This window comes from Pseudomonas sp. LB3P25 (genome assembly GCF_054897985.1).
Map to the genome: position 1 here is coordinate 851,866 of NZ_CM142711.1, position 24,417 is coordinate 876,282.

Here is a 24,417-nt window from a genome sequence, read left to right on the forward strand (position 1 = left end):
TAATGTGGGAGCGGCGGTGCGACGATTCGACTTGCTCGCGAAGGCGCGCTAACAGACGCTACAAAATTTTCAGAATGTCGGCTATGTCATCGGCATGCTCTTCTTCCTGGGCCAGGATGTCTTACCTTGGAATCCGTTCTACCGTAGGAGCTACCAAAGGCTGCGATCTTGGCAATAACCCTGACAACGCTGCTTCCTCCTGCAGCCACGCAAAAAACGCCCGCACCGGCGGATGCCGTTCGCGCCCCGGTACACACAGTGCGGCGTAACCGGCACCATCAACCTGAACTTCACCCTTGTAAGCCACCAGCAAACCACTGGCCACGCTCTCGGACACCAGAATATTGCTCGCCAACACCAGGCCTTGCCCGGCAATCGCCGCTTGCAGGGCGTAATGCTCTTCGTCGTATTCACGGACCGCTGGCTGCCCCGCAAGCCACGTTTCGCCGGACTGTGCGCACCAGGCCTCCCAGCCGTGGGCATACAGTTTTGAGTTATGCCAGCGCACGCTGATCAGCGTCGGTGCCCGAATGGCGGCCAAGGCGACTTGCTCGGGCGAGCCATAGACGCCAAAGGATTCGTCGAACAGACACAGGCCATAAAGGTTCGGATAATCATCGAGGCTGTAGCGCACCACCAGATCGACGCTGGCGTCCTGATGCAAATCGATCACGTCGCAATGGGTATCGAGCCGCAGGCTGATGTTCGGGTGTCGGGCGTAAAACCGTCCCAGCCGGGGCACCAGCCATAACGCAGCGAAAGCGGCGGTGGTGGAGATCGTCAGGTTCGCGCCGCTGCGTTGCGGGCGCAAGGTATCGACACTTTGCGCCACTTCCAGCAAAGCACCGTGCAAGCTGTGAAACAGCCGTTCACCGCAGTCCGTCAGGCGAACTTGCCGAGGCAGTCGCTCGAATAACGGCACACCGAGCCAGGTCTCCAGCGAACGGATCTGATGGGAAACCGCCGTCGGCGTCACCGAGAGTTCTTCGGCAGCTGCCTTAAAGCTCAGCAGGCGCGAGGCGGATTCAAAGGCGCGCAGGGCGGTCAGCGGCAGCGAGGCAAACATTGAAAGCTCCATGGATGAAATAAATTCATCCAGACTGATTTTTGCTCATTTGAAGAGGAGCGGCTACGCGCTTCAAGCTGCAAGCCACAAGCAGTTTGAGTTTAGTCCTTCAGGAGATTCAGATGAGCACAATTCTTGCCGTACACGCCAGCCCCCGTGGCGAGCGTTCTCACTCCCGGGGCTTGGCCGAGGTGTTTCTTTCAGCCTGGCAGGCGGCCAATCCTCAGTCGCACCTGACCCGTCGCGAAGTCGGTCGGGCGTTGATTCCACCGGTCAACGAGGCTTTTGTGGCCGCCGCGTTTTACCCCGAGCCCGATGCGCGACCGCTGTCGATGCAGGCCGACCTGGCGTTCAGCGATGAACTGGTGGGCGAGTTACTCGGTCACGATTTGCTGGTGATTTCCACGCCGATGCACAACTTCAGCGTGCCCAGCGGCCTCAAGGCCTGGATCGATCAAATTGTGCGACTCGGGCTGACCTTCAATCACACCCTGGACAACGGCGTCGCTCAATACGAGCCGCTGGTGCAGGGCAAGAAGGCGTTGATCGTCACCAGTCGCGGCGGATTCGGTTTCGGGCCTGGCGGAGAACTTGAGGCGATGAACCATGCCGATCCATTGTTGCGAACGGCGCTGGGGTTCATCGGCATCACCGACATCACTGTCGTGGCCGCCGAAGGCGAAGAATCCGAGGCGCGCACCTTCCAGATCTCCGCCGCCGAGGCCGAGCAGCGTTTGCTGGCGCTGGCCAGGGAGTTCTAGATGGCCTGGCTGTTTTTGCTGATCGCCGCCGGCTTCGAAGTCACCTTCGCCATGGGCATGAAGTACGCCGAAGGCTTCACCCGGCTCTGGCCGTCGTTGATGACGGTAGTCGCAGCAGTGGGCGGGATCTACTTTCTGACCCTGGCCATGCGCGAGTTGCCGGTGAGCATCGCTTACCCGATCTGGACCGCCATCGGCTCACTGGGCACGGTGTTTCTCGGGTTTGCGTTGCTCGGTGAAAGCCTGACAGCGGTCAAGCTGGTGTCGGTCGGGTTGATCGTGGCGGGGGTGGTGGGGCTGAAGTAGGGCGGGATGTCATAGACTGGTCGTCGAGTTGTCATCTTCGATGTCGATGCTTGGCTGATGTCTTGCTTTCAGCCTTGCGCCACCTCACCGATCACAAGGACGTTCGCCCATGTCGCAAGGTTCCGCCACGCGTTACCCGTTGGTGCTGGTCCCGGGAATGCTCGGGTTTATCCGTCTGCTGATTTATCCGTACTGGTACGGGATCGTCTCGGCGTTGCGCCGGGATGGGGCGACGGTGATAGCGGTGCAGGTATCGCCGCTCAATTCAAACGAGGTACGTGGCGAGCAGTTACTGGCGCGGATCGAAGAGATTCTTCGGGAAACCGGGGCCGAGAAGGTCAACCTGATCGGCCATAGTCAGGGCTCGCTCACCGCCCGTTACGCCGCTGCCAAGCGCCCGGATCGGGTGGCGTCGGTGACGTCGGTGGCAGGCCCCAATCACGGCTCGGAGCTGGCGGATTACCTGCACAAACACTATCCGGGAGACAGCGCCAAGGGGCGTTTGCTCAGCGTTTTGCTACGGTGGATCAGTGCGCTGATGAGCCTGCTGGAAACCGGTTATCGCGGGCCGAAATTGCCGATTGATATCCATGCCTCCCATCATTCACTGACGACTGAAGGCGTGACGCTGTTCAACCAGCGTTATCCACAGGGCTTGCCTGATACCTGGGGCGGGCATGGGCCGGAGGAGGTCAACGGCGTGCGGTATTACTCCTGGTCCGGGACCTTGCAGCCGGGCAAGACCGATCGCGGGCGAAACCTGTTTGATGGGACCAACCGCAGTTGTCGGTTGTTTGCCAGGACCTTCGTTCGGGAGGTCGGGCATTGTGACGGGATGGTCGGGCGTTACAGCTCGCACCTGGGGACGGTGATTGGTGATGAGTATCCGATGGATCACTTCGACATCGTCAATCAGTCGTTGGGTTTGGTGGGGAAGGGGGCGGAGCCGGTCCGGTTGTTTGTCGAGCATGCGGCTCGGCTGAAAGCCGTCGGGGTTTAGACCGCGTTATCGTTCTTCGCGAGCAGGCTCGCTCCCACATTTTAGAATGCATTCCCCCTGTGGGAGCGAGCCTGCTCGCGAAGGCGTCAGATCAGGCAACGCTGACCTTACGGCCCAACACGGTGGTCCAGCGCTCGGAAAGAATCACCCCACCCAGCGTCAACATCCCACCCACCAGGTGATACATCGCCAACTGCTCATGCAGCACCACCGCCGCAATCAGCGCAGTAATCAACGGCAGCAGATTGAAAAACAGCGTGGTCCGGCTCGGCCCCAGGCGGATTACTGCCTGCATCCACGCCAATGGCGCAAGCATCGAGGCCAGCAGGCAGGCGTAAAGCACCAGCGGAATGTTCTGCAGCGTCGGGCCGATCTTCGGTGAAGCGAGGAACAGCGGAAACAGCACCACCACCGCCACCCATACCTGCAAGTACAGCAACACCAGCGGCGGTAAACGCAGCTGCCACTTTTTCAGCAGCGTGCTGTAGATCGCGTAGGCCAGGGTGGCGATCAGCATCATCGCGTCACCCAGGTTCACCCCGTGTTCGAGCAGCGCGCCAAGGCTGCCGGAAGAGACGACCACCAAAACCCCCGCGAACGACAGCACCGCGCCGGCCAGGGCCCCGATGGTCAGGCGCTGGCCTAGGCTAATGATCGCCATGGCCAGCGACATCAGTGGCATCAGCGACAGGATGATGCCCATGTTGGTGGCCGAGGTCAGGCTCGCAGCGAAGTACGCCAGGCTTTGGTAAACAGCCATGCCGAGCACGCCGAGCACAAAGATCTTGCCCAGGTTCGGGCGGATCGCTGGCCAATGGGCGATCACCGGTTTGAGCATGAAGGGTGTGAACAGCAGTCCGGCAAGCAGCCAGCGGTAAAAACCGATCTCGGCGGGGAAGATCGCCCCGGCCGACATTTTGGTGATCACGGTGTTGCCGGCCCAAATGAAAATGGCCAGCAGGGGATAAGCGTATTGCATCAGAGAAAACCAGAACGTTAATGAGGGGGGATTATCGCCTGTCTGGATACAAGCCTATACTTCGATCCAGACAGCCTGCCCCTGATGACGGACAGCATGAACAGTAAACACATCGATCTGCTGGATTTCAGCGAACTGCCTGCCCCGGTGTATTTCCGTTATGCCGATTTTGATGCGCATCGTTATGCCTCGGCGCACCGTCATCCATGGGGCACGCTGGAGTATTCGGCCCACGGCGTATTGCACATGGAAATCGGCGGCAGCCGCTTCATGTCACCGCCGCAATATGCGGTGTGGGTGCCGCCGCAGACCGAGCACAGTTTCTACAGCCATCAGCCGATCAACTATCGCGCGGTCTGCCTGGCTCCGCCTATGTGCCACGACCTGCCGCAACAGGCCTGCACCCTGGCCATCAGCGACATTCTCAAAGCGATCCTCAAAGACTTTGCCGCCCGCGATGTGAAGATTCCCGAGCACGAAGCCGACAAACGTCTCGCTCAGGTGTTGGTGGATCAACTGCAACAGGCACCGGTGCATGAGTGTTACTTGCCCTACGCCAGCAGCCCCGGCTTGCTCGGGATTCTGGAAGCTTTGCAGGCCGAGCCCGGTGATAACCGGCCCTTGGCGGAGTGGGCCGCGCAGATCCATGTCAGCGAACGCACGCTGGCGCGGCAGTTTGTCCGGGAATTGGGCATGAGTTTCGGTGAGTGGCGTCAGCGGTTGAAGTTTCTGGCAGCCATCGAAGCGCTGGACAGCCATCGCAGCATTCAGGAAATCGCCTTCGACATGGGTTACAGCACCGGCTCAGCGTTTATCGCGATGTTTCAACGCCAGGCGGGGTGCACGCCGGAGCAGTATCGACGCAGCCACCTTGAGAGCAGGAAGGTGTAACAGGTGTTGTCTACACTCCAGATCGAGGCCGCGCCGCTCGGCGCGGCAACAAGGAGAAAACTCCATGAAGATGTTGCGTGTCCCTTTGTTGATGATCGGTCTACTGCTTTGCGCCCAGGGCTTTGCCGCCACTGAGCAACAGAACAAGATGACCACCTGCAACGCTGACGCTACCGCGAAAACCCTCAAGGGAGACGAACGCAAAGCCTTCATGAGCAATTGCCTCAAAGCTGCGCCGGCCGCCGAGGCTGCCAAACCCATGACCCCTCAGCAAGAGAAGATGAAAACCTGCAACGCCACCGCCACCACCCAGGCCCTCAAGGGTGATGCGCGTAAAGCCTTTATGAGCGATTGCCTGAAGAAAAAATAAACATTGGAGCGGGATATGTGGGGGCTGTGAGGACCTCTTCGCGAGCAGGCTCGCTCCCACAATGGATCTGTGTACGCAGGGCAAATGTGGGAGCGAGCCTGCTCGCGAAGGGGGCGGCAAGGACGCTGAAAAAAGTCGCCAGCGCCCCCACTAAGGTCGACCTACACAATCCCTAGTGCTGGCATCGGAACGCTGGCAGACTGCCAATCCTTTTACGCCGTTCGTTTTGAGGCTGTATGCCAACGTTTTCTCAACGTCACGTCTTGCTACTCATCAGTTGGGTCATCATTTTCGGCGGTTTGTTGCTGGTGATCCCGCTGCGACTGCTGCCCAGCCTGCTGGCCGGGTTGCTAGTGTTCGAACTGGTCAACATGCTCACCCCGCAATTGCAGCGGCTGATCGAAGGTCGGCGCGCGCGCTGGCTGGCGGTGGCGTTGTTGGGAACGCTAGTGGTCAGTGTGTTGACGCTGATCTTTGCCGGCGCCTTCAGCTTTCTGCTGCATGAAGCGGAAAACCCCGGCGCTTCTCTCGACAAATTCATGGGTGTGGTTGATCGGGCACGCGGACAACTGCCGCCGTTCATTGACGCCTATCTGCCCGCCAGCGCTGCCGAGTTCCGTGTGGCGATTGGCGAGTGGGTGAGCAAGCACCTCAGCGACTTGCAGCTGGTGGGCAAGGACGTGGCGCACATGTTTGTGACGCTGCTGATCGGCATGGTGCTGGGGGCGATCATTGCTTTGCAGCGCGTACCGGACGTGACCAAGCGCAGGCCATTGGCCGCGGCGCTGTTTGACCGCTTGCACCTGCTGGTCCAGGCGTTTCGCAATATCGTGTTCGCCCAGATCAAGATCTCCCTACTCAACACCTTCTTCACCGGGATTTTCCTGGCGGTGGTCCTGCCGATGTTCGGGATCAAGCTGCCGCTGACCAAAACCCTGATCGTGCTGACCTTCCTGCTCGGCCTGCTGCCGGTTATCGGCAACCTGATGTCGAACACCCTGATCACCATCGTCGGTCTGTCGCTGTCGATCTGGGTGGCCGTGGCGGCGCTGGGTTACCTGATTTTTATCCACAAGCTCGAATACTTTCTCAACGCGCGCATTGTCGGCGGGCAGATCAGTGCCAAGTCGTGGGAGTTGCTGCTGGCGATGCTGGTGTTCGAGGCCGCGTTCGGCCTGCCGGGGGTGGTGGCGGGGCCGATTTATTATGCGTATTTGAAGAGTGAGTTGAAGCAGGTGGGGATGGTCTAAACACCACCCCATCTCATTGTGGTGAGAAGATTTATTGTGGCGAGGGGATTTATCCCCGTTGGGCTGCGAAGCAGCCCTGAAGCCTGTCATCACAGTACTTCAGGAACACTGCATTCACCGGTGGGGCTGTTTCACAGCCCAACGGGGATAAATCCCCTCGCCACAGGGTTTTTTACGGATCAGTCCATGTTGCCGTAGCGCTTCATCGCTTCAATCGCCAAGCCGCTGCCGATACTGCCGAAGATGTTCCCTTCCACATGCTGCGCGTTCGGCAACATCGCCGAGACGCTGTTGCGCAGTGCCGGAATTCCGCTCGAACCCCCTGTGAAAAACACCGTGTCCACCTGATCAACCCGCACGTTGGCGTCGTTCAGCAACTGGGTCACGCTGTTGCGCACGCGCTCCAGCAGGTTGTCGATGGCCGATTCGAACAGTGCCCGGCTCAACTCCACGCTCAAACCCGGTTCGATGCGGTCCAGCGGCACATGGCGGCTGTCGGCGTGGGTCAGCTGGATCTTGGTTTCTTCCACTTCCATGGCCAGCCAGTGGCCGGCGCGCTGGTCGATCAGCTTGAACAGGCGATCGATGCCGCCGGTGTCTTCGATGTCGTAACGCATGCTGCCCAGCGCCAGGGTCGACTTCTGCGAGTACACCGAGTTGATGGTGTGCCAGGTCGCCAGGTTCATGTGGTGGCTGGTCGGCATGTAAGCGCCGCTCTTCATCCGGCTGCCGTAGCCGAACAGCGGCATCAGGCCTTGCAGGCTCAGCTGTTTGTCGAAATCGGTCCCGCCGATGTGCACGCCGCCGGTGGCGAGGATGTCATCGTGACGGTTGTCGTGGGTACGGCGCTCCGGGGACAGGCGCACCAGCGAGAAGTCGGACGTACCACCACCGATATCGACAATCAGTACCAGCTCTTCTTTTTCGATGGTCGACTCATAGTCGAAGGCCGCCGCAATCGGTTCGTACTGGAACGAAACGTCCTTGAAGCCGATGGCGCGGGCCACGTCCACCAAGGTGTTTTCGGCTTCCTGGTCGGCCATTTCATCGTCATCGACGAAGAACACCGGACGACCCAGCACCACTTCCTCGAACTCGCGACCGGCGGCGGTTTCGGCGCGCTTCTTCAACTGGCCGATAAACAGACCGAGCAAATCCTTGAACGGCATTGCCGTGCCGAGGACGCTGGTGTCGTGCTTGATCAGCTTGGAGCCCAGCAGGCTCTTGAGCGAGCGCATCAACCGGCCTTCGTAGCCTTCCAGGTACTCGTGCAGCGCCAGCCGGCCGTACACCGGGCGGCGTTCTTCCATATTGAAGAAGACCACCGAAGGCAGGGTGATCTTGTCGTCCTCCAGCGCGATCAGCGTTTCCATGCCGGGGCGCAGCCAGCCGACGGTGGAGTTGGACGTGCCGAAGTCAATACCACAGGCACGGGCTGGAGATGCGTTTTTCATGTCTTTCGAGTTCCGGTTAAAAAACGGCCGCGCAGTGTATGCCAGTGCGGCGCAGATTCGAAGGCCGACTATCCGCTAAATCTCAGCTATTAGCGCCTTGAAAGACTATCCTTCGCCCCAAACTTGTCTGCATTGGGCCTGGCAGCCACAGGACGGTCGAAAGAACCGCCGACCGCTGCCGATAAACTTCTGATGCGCTGCCCGGTCACAACCTTGAGATCGGTCAACCCTGCAACTGCCAATGCGAGCAGACTGCCGGTGGCGGCGCGATATCGATAACGGATGGTGATTCCCTCGATGGACTTCAAAGACTATTACAAGATTCTCGGTGTGGAACCGACCGCGGACGATAAGACGATCAAGGCCGCCTATCGTAAGCTGGCGCGTAAATACCACCCGGACGTCAGCAAGGAAAAGGACGCCGAGTCCAAATTCAAAGACGCCTCGGAAGCCTACGAAGCGCTGAAAAGCGCCGACAAGCGCGCCGAATATGACGACTTGCGCAAATACGGCCAGCACGGCCAACCGTTCCAGGGCCCGCCGGGTTGGCAGGGGCGTGGTGCAGGCGGTTTCGGTGGAGGTCAGGACACGGGCGATTTTTCGGACTTCTTCAGTTCGATTTTCGGCAACCGTGGCCCTGGTTTTGGTGGTGGACAGTCGGGCCGCAGCGCCGGACGTCGAGGGCAAGACGTGGAAATGGAACTCGGGATTTTGCTGGAAGAAACCCTCTCGAACGAATCGAAGAAGGTCACGTTCCAGGTGCCGCAGTACAACGCTGCCGGCCAACACGTCAGCAATACCAGCAAAAGCCTGAACGTGAAGATCCCGGCCGGCGTGGCCGACGGCGAGCGCATCCGCCTCAAGGGCCAGGGTGCGCCGGGCGTTGGTGGCGGGGCCAATGGCGACCTGTTCCTGATCATTCGTTTTGCGCCGCACCCCAAGTTCGACGTCGAAGGCGAGAACCTGATCATTACCTTGCCGCTGGCTCCGTGGGAGTTGGCATTGGGTACTGAAGTGGCAGTGCCTACACTGACAGGCAAGATCAACCTCAAGGTTCCGGCCGGCAGCCAGAACGGCCAGCGCATGCGCGCCAAGGGCCATGGTTTGCTGAACAAGGCCGGTCATCGCGGTTATTTGTTTGTACAACTCAAGGCTGTCATGCCTAAAGCCGCGGACGACGAGGTCAAGGCGTTGTGGCAGGAGCTGGCGAAAAAAGCGGCTTTCAACCCGAGAGAACACTTCTGATCCCAGAGACGGAGTAGCCCATCATGAGCAACCCCCTGATCGTTCAACTGGACATGGCAGAATTCTGTGAGGCGACCGACCTGTCGGACGTCTACGTGATCGAAATCGTCGAACACGGCATCCTCGAACCTCAGGGCAAGCACCCCAAGGATTGGCGTTTCAACGATTATGAGTTGGCGCTGGCCAAACGTGCCGCCAAGCTGCGGCACGATCTGGAGCTGGAGTGGGAAGGCGTCGCCCTGGCGCTGGACCTGCTAGAAGAGGTCCAGCAACTGCGGGCCGAGAACCGCATGCTCAAGCAGCGCTTGGCTCGGTTGGTGGTTGAGTAATCGCTTCTACAGTTTTGTGGTGCCTGTAAGGGCCCTTCGCGAGCAGGCTCGCTCCCACATTCGACCGCATTCCATCTGAAGGAACTCGGTTTAATGTGGGAGCGAGCCTGCTCGCGATGAACGATAACGCGGTCTCCCGCCGTCAAACTTTCCTGGGCAACACCACCGTAAACAGCGTCCCATCGGTCTCGTTCGAGCTGACCTCGATCGTCCCCTGATGGGCGTCGACCACTTCCTTGACGATAAACAGGCCCAAACCAAGGCTGGTGGATGGCTGACCGAGTTCTTCGTCGGCGCTGCGAACCAGTGGATCGAAGATCGTGCCGATAGCATCCTCGGGAATCGGCGTTCCGTCGTTATGCACCGTGAGGCGAACCGCGTCGGGTTCGCCGCTGAGGGTGACGGTCACGTCACGCTTGTTCGAACCGTGCTGCAATGCATTGCCGATCAGGTTCTGCAGCAGTTGATCAAGCCGCCCGGCATCCCACACACCTCGGGTGTCACCCAGTACTTTCAGCGTCGGATCGCACTCCGGGTTACCGGCGCAGGCTTGAGCAATCGCCGCCTGTGCGGCGTCGGCCAGGTCCATGGGCGACGGTTCGATCGGCAGGCTCTTGCCCAAGCGGCTGCGCACCAGTTCCAGCAAATCGCTGACCATCACTGCCATGTGCCGTGCACCGCGCTTGATGTTAATTGCGAAGGTCAGCGCATCGTCTTCAAGCGTGGTTTTGCGCAGCAGCATTTCAGTGGACATGCTCACCGCTTGCAGTGGCGCGCGCAGGTCGTGGCCAAGAATCGCCAGGAAGATGTCCCGCGAGCGATTGACCTGTTCGGCATAGGCGGCCGTAGATTCGGCGAGCGCTTCGTCGATGGCTTCGTTGAAGCGGATCATGTCCTGAAAGTAGGCCAGGTCCGGCGACTCCAGGTTATTGACCCACAGGCGAATCACGCAGGCGCGCAGGTGACGAAATTCGCTGGTCATCTGCACCAGGTCGAAACCCACGGTATGGCGCAATTCGCCATGGCTGGCGCTGGCTTCGTCCAGGCCCGGGGTTTTTTCCGGGCCTTCACCCTTGGCCTTGGCGACCTGTTCGCTGGCGCTTTGTGCAGTGGTCATGTCTCGCGCCGCGGCCAGCAGAATCGCCTTGGCGTGGTCGCGCAAGGCTGCTCGCTCCATGTTTTCAGCTGCCGGTGTGATGGTTCTGGCGAACTGTTCCCATTCATCGACGATACGGTCCACGTGTTGCGTGATGAACTCGGGGAGGCGCATGTCCGGTTTCCTGCTTGGAATGTCCGGGGATCTTAGCCTCTTTACCGACGGGCAAAAACTACCGCTGAGGATCAGGATCACGTACTGGGGCTCTCGGGTGGTATTTAATTATTTTTCAGGTTCTAAAAATCAATGTTGTTTTGCATATTTTGGGTTGATTCAGCAGATTTTTAATCTTTTGTTTTTGAGGGCGTTCAATAAGCTGGTGGTTCTGCTAATCGCATAGGGATTTGCGAAAATGACTGTAGTGCCAGAAAACGCCACGTCGGAAATTTCTCCGAAAGTCGTGGGTTTAATCGATAACGTTTATTCGGATTATTTCGCGGAAAAAGTTCCAGTCCTGATTAAAGGTGCCCCGGTCTCAAGACTGGAGTCGATAATGGACCTCACGCCTGGTTTTCCGGATTGGTACGTCAACGCACGGCCAATTGATCGTCAATACTTGCAAGAACTCATACAGGAGCGCTGTCGATTACAAGATGCTGTATCCGACAGGCTCGGGGACTTGCAAGCGGATATCAATGAATTCGCGAAGCCATTACTCGCTCAAGCCATCAAAGACGAGCTGAAATTCGAACTGGACGTGAGCACGACTTCATTGCGCCTGTATGCTCCCGCCACGCTGGGTTTTGGCATCGATACCCAGGCCAGTCGAGTCAGGCAATCGTCACTGTTGGACGCCGCCCTGCACAACTTCGAGTTGTCTGAAACCCTTGACGGCGCCTTTCGCGACGGTTCAGGCATCTTCATAAAAGACGCTGAGGGGGAACTTCAGCGCCATGAGTTGACTGTTGAAAAGTTTGCCAAGTTGTGTCGCAAACTGGATATCGGTGCGCAGTATCAGCAACACATCAAGTCCCTGCTGGAACCCACCATCGCCGCTGATCGCACAGAACTTGAACAACGGTTCAAGGCCCATGAAAAGGCGGCGTTCAGTGAGTCCATGCTCATTGCGTTATTGAAGGGAGATATAACCTCGTATACCTACGGCAAACTGAAAGAGGTGCGGGACGACACGAAAGACATACGATACTCAAATCGCCGCTTACACACTCATCGGTTGTCCCTCATGGGCACGAGGCTGACGGGCATCGTGCTATTCAGTGCGGTGGCTGAACCCTCGGAAATAAAAACCGTTATTGAGCAACTGGTTCCGGAGCAACTACAACGTCTGGCAGAGTGGTCTCACCGTCTAGGTATTTTGCCGGGGCAGGAGTTTGAACAGTTCAAGACATTGCAGGCCTTTTTCGCCAACGGCCCGAGCGGCGTAGCTGAAGAAATGGTTCGCCGAAACGACATCTACGAACAGAGCCGGCTGGATGGGACGCTGATCGCCTATGTCCCCGGCGACCCTGATCATCCCCTCAAGCAATATGACTCTTTCACCGATTTCATGAAGGCGCTGACCAGCCAGCTGCGCTCTGCCAAGTACCAACAGTTCTTCAGCCGGTTTGTGCCTCAAAAGGATAAGGGGCGCTTCTTCGCACGCGTCAACGAGCGGTTCACAACCTTTACCTGGAAACAGCGCGAGCCCCTGGACATGGGCCCGTGGTGGCGAGAGACCGCCGTCGAGAACCCTGAGGCCGAACCGATCACCAACGTGATCGACGGCGATTTCTGGCGTCAATTCTGCGTTTGGCGCAAAGACAAGGCGATCGCCGATGCGCGACACATCGCCGTGCCCACGGGCGATGAAGATGCCACTGCTCGCTGGAAACGTCTGACCAGCTACCTGGACATCGGCTGGAACATTTTCAATTTCGGCGCCATGTTGGTCCCCGGTTTAGGCGAAGCCGTGCTGGCCATGATGGTCGGACAAATGATGCTCGAAACCCTGGAGGGGATTGAGGACTGGAGCAAAGGCGACAAGGAAGAGGCAGCGGCTCATCTGACGGGTGTGCTGATCAATTTCGCTCAATTGGCACTCATGGGGGCGGGGCATGTTCTGCCGGGTGGCGCGCCTGCACCGGTCAAAGCCTCACCCTTTATCGACGGACTGAAAAAGGTCGAACTGCCCGATAGCAAAACCCGTCTCTGGAACCCCGATTTAAGCCCTTACGAACATAAGGTGACTTTGCCCAGAGATTCGAAACCCAACGAACGGGGACTTCATCGACATAACGAACAGGACATCCTGGCGCTGGACGGTAAGCATTTCGAGGTGAAAGAAAACCCACAGACCGGGCAACCGCAACTCACGCACCCTAACCGACCAGCGGCCTATCAGCCACGAGTCGAGCATAACGGTGCGGGTGCCTGGCACACCGAACTTGACCGCCCCATCGAGTGGGACAAAACCGCACTGATGCGGCGCCTGGGCCCTTCTGTCGACGGGTTCTCCGACGAAACGCTGGAGCAGATCCGTATCGCCAGCGGTGTCGAAGAGGATGTGCTGCGCAAGCTGCAAGTGGAAACAGAGCCGCCACCGGCGTTGTTGGGCGACACCCTCAAGCGCTTCAATGTTTATGCCGATGTGGGCACGCTGGTGGAGCAGATACGGGCCAATCAGGTCGCGCAGAAATGGGCGGATCATCTGCCGCCGCTGATGACAGAGTTGCCGCGATGGCCGGAGTACAAAAGCATCGAGCTTTTCCCCGGGCCGGAGTTGTGGGGTGACTCCATCCTGCACGGTAACCCGGACGCCTCGCCAGCCCATCGTGTGAAGTTGACCCTTGCCGAACTGAAGGCCGGGAAATTATCTGACCGCGTGGTGGACGCCTTCGACGAGAAGGAAATCCAGCAGATACTCGGCCGCAGTATCAGCAGTGACAGGCAGGTGCGAATCGACGCTTTGCAGGAGCGCCTGGCCATGCGTGCAGAGCAGCAGAAGAAACGCCTCTTCGAGTCGTTCTACAAAAACTCAGAGGCCGAGACTAACGTGGCCTTACTTCAAGACGCCTTCGCAGAGCTGCCGACCAGTATCGCTAAAGAACTGCTGGCGGATGCTTCGCCGCAGGAACTGGCGACGATGGCCGAGCACAAGCGCGTTCCGTTGCATCTCAAGGAGCGGGCTCGTGCGGCGTTGCGGGAGGTGCGGTTGAACCGCGCTTATGAAGGACTGTTTCTCGATGAGCTACACAACCCGGACACCGAAAGACTGGTGCTGCACACGCTGGAATCCCTGCCGGGCTGGCCGGACGATGTGCGCATTGAAGTGCGCAACGGTGCGATGTCTGGCTCGCTTGACGACAGCATCGGCCCGGCTGAAGCCTCTGTCCGCAAGGTCCTGATCAAGAACGAAGACGGCCTGTATGCGGCACGCAGCGAAGACGACCATGAGCTTCATGGCCCCGATAACCTCCTGGCCGCTGTGCTGCATGCCTTGCCCGATGCCGAACGCGAAGCCTTGGGTTACGAGATCAATCAATGGCAAACCATCAGACTCGCCGTCCTGCGCTCCCCTCTGACCCACGACAAGTTCAGAGTGATCCTGGCGGACAACCCTGTGCGAACGCTGAAGTTCGACCCTGAAACCATGCACCTTCGCGGTGGTATGCAAGGCTTCTCCCAAGGGCTTCGTCGTGCGTCCGGGCAACTGACCGCGCAGGAACGTGTCCGGTCACTTCGTCCCGGCTGGAGCGAAACCGACATTCAAACCTATCTGGAGCACAGCGACAGCGGGGACACACCACAGGCGAGGGCAAGTGCCCTTGAAACCGAGTTCAATCAACTCAACGCCAGCTTTCGGCGCTGGCTGGACTCGCCCACACAATCGTTCAGCCTTAGCTCCGATGGCATTTCACAGTGGCAATCGCGCAATAGCGTCTATAGGGCAGTCAGGCGATGCTGGCAGCGCAGTGGTCCCCGGGATCTCGACGCCCAGGGAAACCCGAGAGGATGGGTACTTGATCTGAGCAACATCCCCATGGGGCGGCACCTGGAAACGATGCCAAAACTGGAGGCGAATTTCGAACATGTTACCCAGCTAAAGTTGCTCAACACAGAAATGACCGATGCCCACGCCTCGCTCCTCGATCATTTTCCAAAACTGCGTTCCTTGAATCTGAACAGTAATCGGCTGACTCGCTTGCCCACGGCGGTGGGACGAATGCAATTTTTGACCGAGCTGCACCTGGCCAACAACCGCATCGAATTGACCTTGCAGGCGGTGGACGAGTTGCGCGATCTCTTCCGGCTCGAATCCATCGACCTGCGAAGCAACCCGCTGCGATGGGTGCCAAACATCAGCCGTATGCCCATGTTGCACACGCTGATTCTGGCGGACACCGGGATCAACACCTGGCCCGGTGGTCTGTTTTCCCAGCCACGTTTGCGGCACTTCCATCTGAGCCTGCAGCGCAATCTCATTACCTTTGTGCCACAGGTGGTACCCGGTTCCGTAGAAGCAGAGTTGCTGGCCAGAACGATCTTGAATCGTGAGCCGCAGTGGATATCGGAAGCGAACCTGAATCAGCTGAGAGATTACATCCGCTCCGTAGGCCTGGACCCTGATCGGCCCTATCCGTCCCGTGGTGTGCGCGACAGTCTCGACTGGGAGGAAGGCTTGACGCGAGCGGAATGGGTCGACCTACAGCCGGTATGGAATGAGGTGGAGGATGAGTTCGGCTCGGTCCCGTTCTTCGATCACGTAAGACTGCTCACCAAGTCCAGCCACTTCACTAATGATCGGGTGTTCAGGGTCGACATGACAGCCAAACTCTGGCGAATGCTGGAGGCCATGTTCAAGAACAGCGAACTGCGCAGCAATCTTTTCAAGCAGGCTCAAGAGCCGATCAACTGTGTCGATGCCGGGGCGGCACTGTTCAATGCCACGGGCCTTGAGGTGCTGATTCACGAAGCTTACGAACTGGCCAATCCTGCGCTGGTCGAGGCCGAACTGGTGCTTTTGGCCAAAGGCAAATCCCGCCTGGATGAGCTGACCAGGATCGCTCATAAAGAAGTTGCCAGGCGAATGGAGAACGGCGAAGGCTTCAGGCGGGTCAATGCGCAAGGGGAGGTCACGGGAACCATTGATGAAGTCGAGACTCACCTGGCCTATATGACGGATCTTGCCAGCCGGTTGGACTTGCCGTGGCAATCCCGGGACTTGCAATTCAGAACGCACTCCGGCGTTACCTCGCAGATGATCGACGACGCTTTTAAGCGTGTTCTGGCGTTGGAGGAGGGCGATCTGCTGCGCGATTCGATCAGCGAGCAGCCCTTCTGGGAATCTTACATTCAGGGTTCCAATCGCCGTGCCTTCAAGGCCATCCGGCGTCGGCTCGATGCGGCGACAGAGTTTTACATGGCGCTGGAAAAACGGGCGACCGAGTCTCTTTCCGTACAAGAAAAGGCGCAATTGAAAGAAGAGATCAGGGTACTCGCCGCGGAACTCGGCAAACCGGAAAGTGAGTTCGCCCCGGGTCGTGTCATGAGCGCCGATGAGTATGAAACCGAAATGAAGCAGCTCAACGATGAGCGGCTGTCGCTGCTCAAGACGCTCACCCAACAGGCGATGGATCGGGCAAAACTGCAGCGGGTCGAAATCCCCTTCACCGTAAAACCCTGAACTGTTACTCCGGCACGAAGACTGATGATCTTCGTGCCGGCCCCAATAAGTCGTACATAAGGATATGTACCTTGCGAAACGAACACGAAAGCCCTAAAGCAACCGCTGTGCAATCACCGACTGCCGATCAACAAAGTATTCACGCCGAGTTCATTGCCCAGACCATCCCGGCCTGGCTGGTGAATGCCTCGCCCGAACGGCGAGAGGCGGTGAAAAATGCTCCGATCATTCTTCCCGGTTGGTATCTGGCTGCATCGCAGGCGCAACGCCAGGCCATGAACGTGTGTTTTGAGGCGAGTATGGCGTCCCAAAACCTGCTGGATAAAACCATGTCGCGTCTGCAGGGCATTGATGCTTTTGCCGAACCATTATTGGTCAAGGCACTCAAGGATCAGTTCGCCGTGGAGCTGGACGTCAAGAAAACCTTCCTGCAGCTGAAAAAGCCCTTGGAAATGGGCATTTTCGAAATCGAGGTCGGCACGTTCGAAGTGTTGAATTTGCCTCTGCTGCAAGCCGCGTTGCATAACTTCGAAGAGCATGAGTGTGCGGCCGGCCATTTTCATTCCACATCAGGATTTGTGGCCGAAGCGTCGCCCCCCGGCCAATTCAGCAAGGTGACCACCTCCCTGACGGCGGTGCAGTTTCTGAAGCTGTGTCGGGAGCTGGACATCGGTGCGAAGTATCAGGTTTACCTGAAGGACTTTTTGCAACCAGCGAACCCGGTGGCTGAAGCGGTGCTTCGTCAGCGGTTCGTGACCAGTCAAAAAGACGCCATGCGCGCTGCGGCCGAGCTGGCCCTGCTGCAAAAGGACATTGAGCCAAAGGATTACTCGATGATCCTGGCAGTCATCGACGGTGAGATGAGTCCGCTGGTAGACGATAAGCCAGTCTGGTTTCGTGACCTGGGTCTGATGAAGAAAAAGATGACGGGCTGTGTCCTGTTTCTCATCGGCGAAAAGTTTCGATACTCCGATGAAATGATTCTTTACGTTCCCCATGATCCAGAGCATCCGTTGAAGCGGTACAAGGGCCGAGCGATGGATGCGGAGCTTAAACGCCAATTCATGGCAAGAGATGCTTCGACGCCCAAGGACGGTAACCCGACCGCGTACCAGCGTTTTTTCAGCCAGTTCGTTGACTATGCCGATCGCCCTTACTACTTCGGCCAGTTCACCCGCAAAGCCGCAGACGCGCTGGCGGATCCGTTGGCCGCTCTGCGGTCTCCCTGGATGAAAGGGGTTGATGCGATCAATCCGTTTTCTGTGTTCGTCACACCCAAGGAGTTGCCACCGGAACAACCGCCCAAACAGGTGCCGGTCGAAGACCCCTACATGCGGACGTCGAGCTTTACCCAGCGAGGACTTTGGGGCGCGAATGGCGATCTGTGGGTGGACCTCTACGAGAAGAACCGTGACAAGATCATTGCCGATGCCCGTCACTATGCGGTCCCGACCGCCGATGTGGATGCCAAGGTCCGGGCGCAAAAAATCGCCGTGTTGCTGGAAATCGGCATGCTGGTGTTGAACGGCGTCTCGATGTTTGTACCGGTGCTGGGCGAAGTGATGATCGGCGTCATGGCCGGCCAGCTCTTGAGCGAGACGTTCGAAGGGGTGATCGAATGGAGTGAGGGAGATCACCGGGCCGCCCTGGCGCACATAACCGACGTCGCAGAAAACCTTGCGCTGATTGCGGTCATGCATGGCGCGGGCAAAGGGTTCGCAAAGCTGACGGCCGTCAAACCCGATCCTTTTGTCGAGGGGCTAAAACCGGTCACGCTGCCAACGGGCGAGCAACGGCTATGGAAGCCTGACCTCGGGCCTTACAAAGTCCCCATCAGGCTGCCGGCGGATTTAAAGCCAAACGAACTGGGCCTGCACAGCTACAAAGGTCAGGACATCCTGTCGCTGGATGATGATCGTTTTGTTGTCAGGCAGGATCTGGACGACGGGCAATATCGCATCCAGCACGCGAGCCGTGCGGATGCGTTTGCACCGCGACTGGAACATAACGGTGCCGGCGCCTGGACCCACGAGGCCGAAGAACCCTTGAGCTGGGACGGGCCCATCTTGATGCGGCGTCTGGGCTACCGAGCGCAGGCGTTCACCGATGCACAATTGGAACAGGTACGAGTCGCCAGTGGCGTGGAGCCCGATCAACTGCGTCGGCTGCATGTCGAACAACGGCCGCCAGCGGCGCAGCTGTCCGACACCCTGACGCGATTTCGAATCGACCGGGACATCGAAACATTCAGCGAACAAATCGGCAGCGATGACCCTGAGATCTATGCCAAGGCTGATCTGCGTATGCAATTCAGGGTCATGCGCAGTCAGGAGCTATTACCCGTTACACCCCCGATCAAAGTCCTGGACGGCAAGGCAAAGATTATTTGGGAAGATCCTGTAGCGCAGACCGAACGATCACGCAGGCTGACGTTCGTCGTGAGTGATCGGGACGCGGCGAGGGGCACGTTACTCACGTCGTTGCTGGACATGTTCAAAGCTCGACAGATCGATATCGAGAGCGTTCCGGGGGCGTCGGATTTGACGTTGGATCAGCGCGCCGTTGAGCTGCGCAAGGAAATCGCTCGCGCAGTGCAGAACAAAAAACGCTCATTGTTCGAGTCCGTGTATCGAGAGCAGGATGCCAACGCCAATGGGGCTGTGGAGCGGATCAAGGTGTTTTTCCCGCAGCTGCCCAGCGTTGTTGTGGAACAGATACTGGAAGGCGCGACTCAGGAAGATCTGTTGGCGCTGGGTAAGCCCGGACCTTTGCCTCACAGCATTTATGAGCGAGCCGAATGGGCCCGGCAAGAGCTGCGCGTGTCCCACGCTTATGAAGGCCTTTATCTCGACACCTCATCCGGCATCGACAGCGAACGACTGGCGCTGCGCAGTCTTGAAACGCTGCCAGGCTGGCCGAAGGACGTACGCTTCGAGCTTCGCGAATATGGACCGAAAGGTCAGTTACTGGACACGATTGGTACGCCGCAGACACCGGCGCGTGCGGTGTTGATCGTCGATGAAAACACCCGATTCGCTCAATCGACTTCTGCAAGCCTCTATTCGTCTGTCTTGCAAGCCTTGACGCCAGAGGAGCGGCAAGCATTGGGCTTCACGCTCGAAGAAGCCGAACGATTGAAACTGACGGTGCAGCAAACGCCGTTGCCACGAGATCAGTTCAGGGCGGATCTTCAGAAGCACCGAGTGCTCAAGCCAAGCGTCGAGCCAGGCATGAAACTGCTCGGCGGCGTTGGGCCCTCCCAGGTGATCAACTTCTTTCGAACGCCTCAAGCGCGGGTACTCAAGCTGTACCCCGACTTCAGCGAGGTGGAAGTTGAAGCATTCCTGCGCTCACTGGGCGAAGACATTCGTGGTGGACTGACTCGACGTGAAGCCGAATACGCGACCCTCAAAAATGAGTTGAATACCTGGGTTCAAGCACGGGTCACGGCAGAAAGCAGCCCCGCTGTTGCGGGGCGAATCCCGGGCGGGCGCGAACGTCAGATAGCCAGCAACATCAAGCGTTGCTGGCGGCGGCAGAGCAGTTCGACACTGAGCATTGATTCGACCGTAGAGCTGCCGTCGTTGAATGCCCAATTCAGTCATGTCGAGACGCTCGCGCTGACCGGTACAGGCGTGCGCAACCTCAATGCCTTCCTCAAAGGGTTTACCGGGCTCAAGACGCTGAAACTGGAGGGGATGTCCCGGCTCAGCGAATTGCCTGAGGCGCTCGATGACATGAAAGGTTTGACTCACTTGAGCCTCAGGGGCAGCCGGGTTCGGCTTAACGAGCACAATGTGGCAATCCTCGGTCAGTTGAATGCTCTTGAGGAACTCGACTTGTTGAGAAACCCGTTGGGTATCGCACCGGATTTCAGCACGATGACTCGATTAAGGACCATCAACCTCGGGGGTACGGGAATAGACGAATGGCCGGTGGGCACGACAAACCTGCCCGACTTGCAACTGCTGGACTTGCGCAATAACAACCTGACCGAAGTGCCCCAGGCGTTACTCTCTACAGCCGATGATCAGATCGAAGCGAACGCCAGGGTCAATCGGGTCACCCTTCTGGAAGGTAACCCCTTTACTCGCCAGGGACGGCAGCAGCTCGAGGAATACCGAGAGCGTCTGGCAGCGCTGAGGCCTGAACTGTTGGAGGGAAGTCTTCCTGGCGCATTTAAGGCTCAAGACTCGATGTCCGCCAGAGTTCGTCAGCTGTACCCCGGCTTCAGCGAGCTTGAAGTTGAGCCATTCCTGCAAGCGCTGGGGAGCGGGGCGGAGGTTGAGGCCGAGCTGATCCGCCTTGAGAGGGAGTATGAAACGCTGAATCGGCAGCTATCTGCCTGGGCGTTTTCCGGGGGAGGCGCGCGCCAGCGATACGTGCGGGCTGGCCAGAGGCAAGACTTCTCCCACTTGGCAGACCGATACGAGGCCGCCGAACGCATTCGCCGCTGCTGGAGGCTGCAAACGCCGCAACGATATGCCGTGGACGGCAGCCCGATCGGTGTTGAACTCGACTTGAGTGGCCAGACGCTGGACAGTGTTCCGGACCTCGAGGCCGATTTCAGTCATGTGGGCTCGCTCAAACTCAACAACATGGGCCTGAGTGTGTCGCCAGAGGGATTTCTCTGGCGTTTCAGGGGCGTGCGTTGGCTGGATATGTCGAATAACCAGCTGACAGCGATACCTCCGGCATTGGGTGAGATGCATGGGCTGACCCGCTTGTTTCTCCAAAGGAACCGGATTCGACTGACCCCCGAGACTGCTCAACTGTTGGCCGGGCGGACAACACTCAGGGCGTTGAGCCTGTCTTATAACCCCTTGGGCATGCTGCCGGATTTCAGCCGGATAACGGATATGCGCTCGCTCTCGCTAGTGTCGTGCGACGTTGATGCCTGGCCAGTCGGATTAGGCGAGCAACCCCTGCTGGACGGCATTTATCTGAAAAACAACCAAATTACGACGATTCCGGAGCCAATCATTGTTCCGTCTGCCGAACAGCTGGAGCGCGCGGCGCGGGTCAACAACGTTACACACATTGACGGCAATCCATTATCCGAAGCTGCTCAGCAACAGCTGAGCGATTACTGGGCCCGACTTGAGCGCGAGCGACCTGATCTTGTGGCAATGAGGCGGCCGGGTGCATTCGAGTTTCGGGCACCTGGTCCCGTGCTGCCGGAGCATGCGCAACTAGGTTTGCAAGGACAAACAGCCCTTGGGCGATGGATCAAAGACCTGCCCGCGGATCAAGTACCACTCAGGCAGACCCAATGGCAGTCACTGTACGCGCAGGACGGCGCGGGTGGATTTTTCCGCGTACTCAACGACCTCGAAAATGCTGGCGCTGGCCATGAAGACCTTCAGCGGCGCGTATGGGAGGTCATCGACTCCATCACCGAAGAAAATCCGCAGTCTGAAGCATTGCGCGGGGAGATGTTCGAGTGGGCAGGAAGGCCGGCCTGTTGCGACCGTGCAGCCTTGTCATTCAGTAACCTGGAAATCATGGCGCTGGTGTACAGGGCCCGAACGCTGGCCATGGACGGGGAGCAAAGTGCGGCGCTGCTGAAGTTGTCCCGAGGGTTGTTCCGGCTGGACGAGGTCGAGAAAATCGCACTGGCCGACATCGAACGCCGCACCACCGCTATCCATCAGACGCCGGGTCTGTCAGCGGCCGAACAGGCGCGCCGCATCAGTTACCTGGAAGATGTCGAGATAAAACTGGCCTACCGCATTGGCCTCAAGGACCGGCTCGGATTGCCGGGGCAGCCTCGGCGAGCCAGGTTCACCAGCCTGAGCAACGTCACACCGGCGATGCTGGATCAGGCGTACGCCAACGTGGTGGCACTGGACAACTCACCAGCAGAGTTTCAGTCGCTGGTAGCGAAAGACTTCTGGAAAGACTTCGTGACGAACACTTACCGACCGCAATTCGAAGCGCAACGCGAACCCTATCAGGATCGCCTGGCCAGTCTGCGTGAAAGCCAGCAGGCAGGAGGATTATCAGAGGCGCAATACAAGGCGCAATCCGAAGAGCTGGATGCTCAGCTGCAGATCGAAGAGGCTGCATTGATCGAGAAACTCACGCGAGAGGAGATGGCCAAACATCCGCTCTGAACGGGCATAGGTTGTTTTCAGTAGTGGTTACGCAATAAACAAAGGCCTGGATGCGTATGAGCATCCAGGCCTTTTTTTTGTGCCACTTAACTGATCAAAACAGGAAGTAGCGCTGAGCCATTGGCAACACATCCGCCGGTTCACACCACAGCAACACGCCATCAGCCTTGACCTGATACGTCTGCGGATCGACATCAATATTCGGCAGGTAATCGTTGTGAATCAGATCGGTTTTTTGCACCGACCGGCACCCTTTTACCACCGCGATTTTCTTCTTCAGGCCCAGGGCTTCGGGAAGACCGGCCTCCTGCGCTGCCTGGCTGATAAAGGTCAGGCTGGTGGCGTGCAGCGAACCACCGTAGCTGGCAAACATCGGACGGTAATGCACCGGTTGTGGCGTCGGGATCGACGCGTTGGCATCGCCCATCAAACTGGCCGCGATGGCGCCGCCCTTGAGGATCAGCGTCGGTTTGACGCCGAAGAACGCCGGGCGCCAGAGCACCAGATCGGCCCATTTACCCACTTCGATCGAGCCCACTTCGTGGCTGATACCGTGGGTGATTGCCGGGTTGATGGTGTACTTGGCGATGTAGCGTTTGGCGCGGAAGTTGTCGTTGCCTTCGCCATCACCGGGCAACGGGCCGCGCTGTTTTTTCATCTTGTCGGCGGTTTGCCAGGTGCGCGTGATGACTTCGCCGACACGGCCCATGGCCTGGCTGTCGGAGCTGATCATCGAAAACGCGCCGAGGTCGTGGAGGATGTCTTCGGCTGCAATCGTCTCGCGGCGAATTCGGCTTTCGGCGAACGCCACGTCTTCGGCAATGCTCGGGTCCAGGTGGTGGCAGACCATCAGCATGTCGAGGTGTTCGTCGATGGTGTTGCGGGTGAATGGCCGGGTCGGGTTGGTCGAGCTCGGCAGCACGTTGGCAAAACCGCAGGCCTTGATGATGTCCGGCGCATGACCGCCGCCCGCGCCTTCGGTGTGGTAAGTGTGGATGGTGCGGCCCTTGAAGGCGGCGAGGGTGGTTTCGACAAAACCCGATTCGTTGAGGGTGTCGGTGTGAATCGCCACTTGCACATCGTACTGGTCGGCGACGTTCAGGCAGTTATCGATGCTGGCCGGGGTGGTGCCCCAATCTTCGTGCAACTTGAGGCCGATGGCGCCGGCTTTGACCTGCTCGATCAACGGCTCCGGCAGGCTCGCGTTGCCCTTGCCGGTGAAGCCAATGTTCATCGGGAACGCATCGGCAGCCTGGAGCATGCGCGCCAGGTGCCACGGTCCTGACGTGCAAGTGGTGGCGTTGGTGCCCGTGGCCGGGCCGGTGCCGCCGCCGATCATGGTGGTGACGCCGCTCATCAATGCCTCTTCGATCTGTTGCGGGCAGATGAAATGGATGTGCGTGTCGATGCCGCCGGCAGTGAGGATCATGCCTTCACCGGCGATGACTTCGGTGCTGGCGCCGACCGCAATGGTGACGTCCGGCTGGATGTCCGGGTTGCCGGCCTTGCCGATGGCGGCGATGCGCCCGTCCTTGAGACCGACGTCGGCTTTGACGATGCCCCAGTGGTCGATGATCAGGGCGTTGGTAATCAGCGTATCGACCACTTCTGCGGCGAGTAATTGGCTTTGGCCCTGGCCGTCGCGGATGACTTTGCCGCCGCCGAATTTCACTTCTTCACCGTAGGTGGTGAAGTCTTTTTCCACTTCGATCCACAGCTCAGTGTCGGCCAGACGGACCTTGTCACCGACGGTGGGGCCGAACATGTCGGCGTAGGCTTGTCTTGAGATTTTCATGCGCTTGCCTTGAGATTCAATTGGATTTGAGACCGCTCGCATAGCTCGCTATCGCAGCCTCGCTCCGCTCGACAGC

Annotated in this window: 15 protein-coding genes; 10 read left to right on the top strand and 5 right to left on the bottom strand. The window is 58.5% G+C overall.

The genetic code is table 11. The features are described from left to right. Positions 1 to 121 precede the first annotated feature (121 nt). Positions 122 to 1,078, bottom strand: coding sequence for a LysR substrate-binding domain-containing protein (locus ACYZTW_RS03755; protein ID WP_462003783.1), 957 nt, complete (start codon positions 1,076 to 1,078; stop codon positions 122 to 124). Positions 1,079 to 1,188: 110 nt separating this feature from the next. Between ACYZTW_RS03755 and ACYZTW_RS03760 the strand changes: the two genes are divergently transcribed. The 3 genes from ACYZTW_RS03760 (at position 1,189) to ACYZTW_RS03770 (ending at position 3,133) form a co-directional block, all read left to right on the top strand. Beyond that, positions 1,189 to 1,827, top strand: a complete 639-nt coding sequence (locus ACYZTW_RS03760) for an FMN-dependent NADH-azoreductase (protein ID WP_462003784.1) — start codon at positions 1,189 to 1,191, stop codon at positions 1,825 to 1,827. After that, positions 1,828 to 2,133, top strand: coding sequence for a DMT family transporter (locus ACYZTW_RS03765; RefSeq protein ID WP_462003785.1), 306 nt, complete (start codon positions 1,828 to 1,830; stop codon positions 2,131 to 2,133). Positions 2,134 to 2,242: 109 nt separating this feature from the next. Continuing rightward, entirely contained in the window at positions 2,243 to 3,133 is an 891-nt protein-coding gene (locus ACYZTW_RS03770) for an alpha/beta fold hydrolase (RefSeq protein WP_462003786.1), read from the top strand. A gap of 91 nt (positions 3,134 to 3,224) precedes the next feature. Here the strand turns inward: ACYZTW_RS03770 and ACYZTW_RS03775 are convergent, their stop codons facing one another. Further along, positions 3,225 to 4,112, bottom strand: coding sequence for a DMT family transporter (locus ACYZTW_RS03775; RefSeq protein ID WP_462003787.1), 888 nt, complete (start codon positions 4,110 to 4,112; stop codon positions 3,225 to 3,227). A 96-nt stretch (positions 4,113 to 4,208) separates the two neighbouring features. Between ACYZTW_RS03775 and ACYZTW_RS03780 the strand changes: the two genes are divergently transcribed. The 3 genes from ACYZTW_RS03780 to ACYZTW_RS03790 all read left to right on the top strand — a co-directional run bounded on the left by ACYZTW_RS03780 (position 4,209) and on the right by ACYZTW_RS03790 (position 6,623). Continuing rightward, complete coding sequence (locus ACYZTW_RS03780; RefSeq protein WP_462003788.1) at positions 4,209 to 5,003, top strand: AraC family transcriptional regulator; 795 nt, start codon at positions 4,209 to 4,211, stop codon at positions 5,001 to 5,003. Positions 5,004 to 5,067: 64 nt separating this feature from the next. After that, positions 5,068 to 5,373, top strand: a complete 306-nt coding sequence (locus tag ACYZTW_RS03785) for a PsiF family protein (RefSeq protein WP_462003789.1) — start codon at positions 5,068 to 5,070, stop codon at positions 5,371 to 5,373. A 236-nt stretch (positions 5,374 to 5,609) separates the two neighbouring features. Then, positions 5,610 to 6,623, top strand: a complete 1,014-nt coding sequence (locus tag ACYZTW_RS03790; protein ID WP_462003790.1) for an AI-2E family transporter — start codon at positions 5,610 to 5,612, stop codon at positions 6,621 to 6,623. 179 nt (positions 6,624 to 6,802) lie between these two features. On the opposite strand, the gene ACYZTW_RS03795 is transcribed toward ACYZTW_RS03790, so the two are convergent. Next, positions 6,803 to 8,077 carry an Hsp70 family protein gene (locus ACYZTW_RS03795; RefSeq protein WP_462003791.1) on the bottom strand — a complete coding sequence of 425 codons (1,275 nt, stop codon included), beginning with the start codon at positions 8,075 to 8,077 and terminating at the stop codon, positions 6,803 to 6,805. A 297-nt stretch (positions 8,078 to 8,374) separates the two neighbouring features. Here ACYZTW_RS03795 and ACYZTW_RS03800 point away from each other — a divergent pair, with 297 nt between their 5' ends. After that, positions 8,375 to 9,322 (top strand): DnaJ C-terminal domain-containing protein, encoded by a 948-nt coding sequence (locus ACYZTW_RS03800; protein ID WP_462003792.1) that lies wholly within the window; start codon positions 8,375 to 8,377, stop codon positions 9,320 to 9,322. A 23-nt stretch (positions 9,323 to 9,345) separates the two neighbouring features. After that, entirely contained in the window at positions 9,346 to 9,651 is a 306-nt protein-coding gene (locus ACYZTW_RS03805) for a chaperone modulator CbpM (RefSeq protein ID WP_462003793.1), read from the top strand. A 142-nt stretch (positions 9,652 to 9,793) separates the two neighbouring features. Here ACYZTW_RS03805 and ACYZTW_RS03810 read toward each other — a convergent pair whose 3' ends face one another. Beyond that, positions 9,794 to 10,921 (bottom strand): sensor histidine kinase, encoded by a 1,128-nt coding sequence (locus tag ACYZTW_RS03810; RefSeq protein ID WP_462003794.1) that lies wholly within the window; start codon positions 10,919 to 10,921, stop codon positions 9,794 to 9,796. A 238-nt stretch (positions 10,922 to 11,159) separates the two neighbouring features. On the opposite strand from ACYZTW_RS03810, the gene ACYZTW_RS03815 reads away from it, so the two are divergent. After that, a complete protein-coding gene (locus tag ACYZTW_RS03815; protein ID WP_462003795.1) occupies positions 11,160 to 16,430 on the top strand; it encodes a dermonecrotic toxin domain-containing protein in 5,271 nt (1,756 codons plus the stop codon). 71 nt (positions 16,431 to 16,501) lie between these two features. After that, a complete protein-coding gene (locus tag ACYZTW_RS03820; protein WP_462003796.1) occupies positions 16,502 to 22,546 on the top strand; it encodes an NEL-type E3 ubiquitin ligase domain-containing protein in 6,045 nt (2,014 codons plus the stop codon). Between the two features lie 94 nt (positions 22,547 to 22,640). On the opposite strand, the gene ureC is transcribed toward ACYZTW_RS03820, so the two are convergent. Further along, positions 22,641 to 24,341, bottom strand: coding sequence for an urease subunit alpha (gene ureC / locus ACYZTW_RS03825; protein ID WP_462003797.1), 1,701 nt, complete (start codon positions 24,339 to 24,341; stop codon positions 22,641 to 22,643). Positions 24,342 to 24,417: the final 76 nt, after the last annotated feature.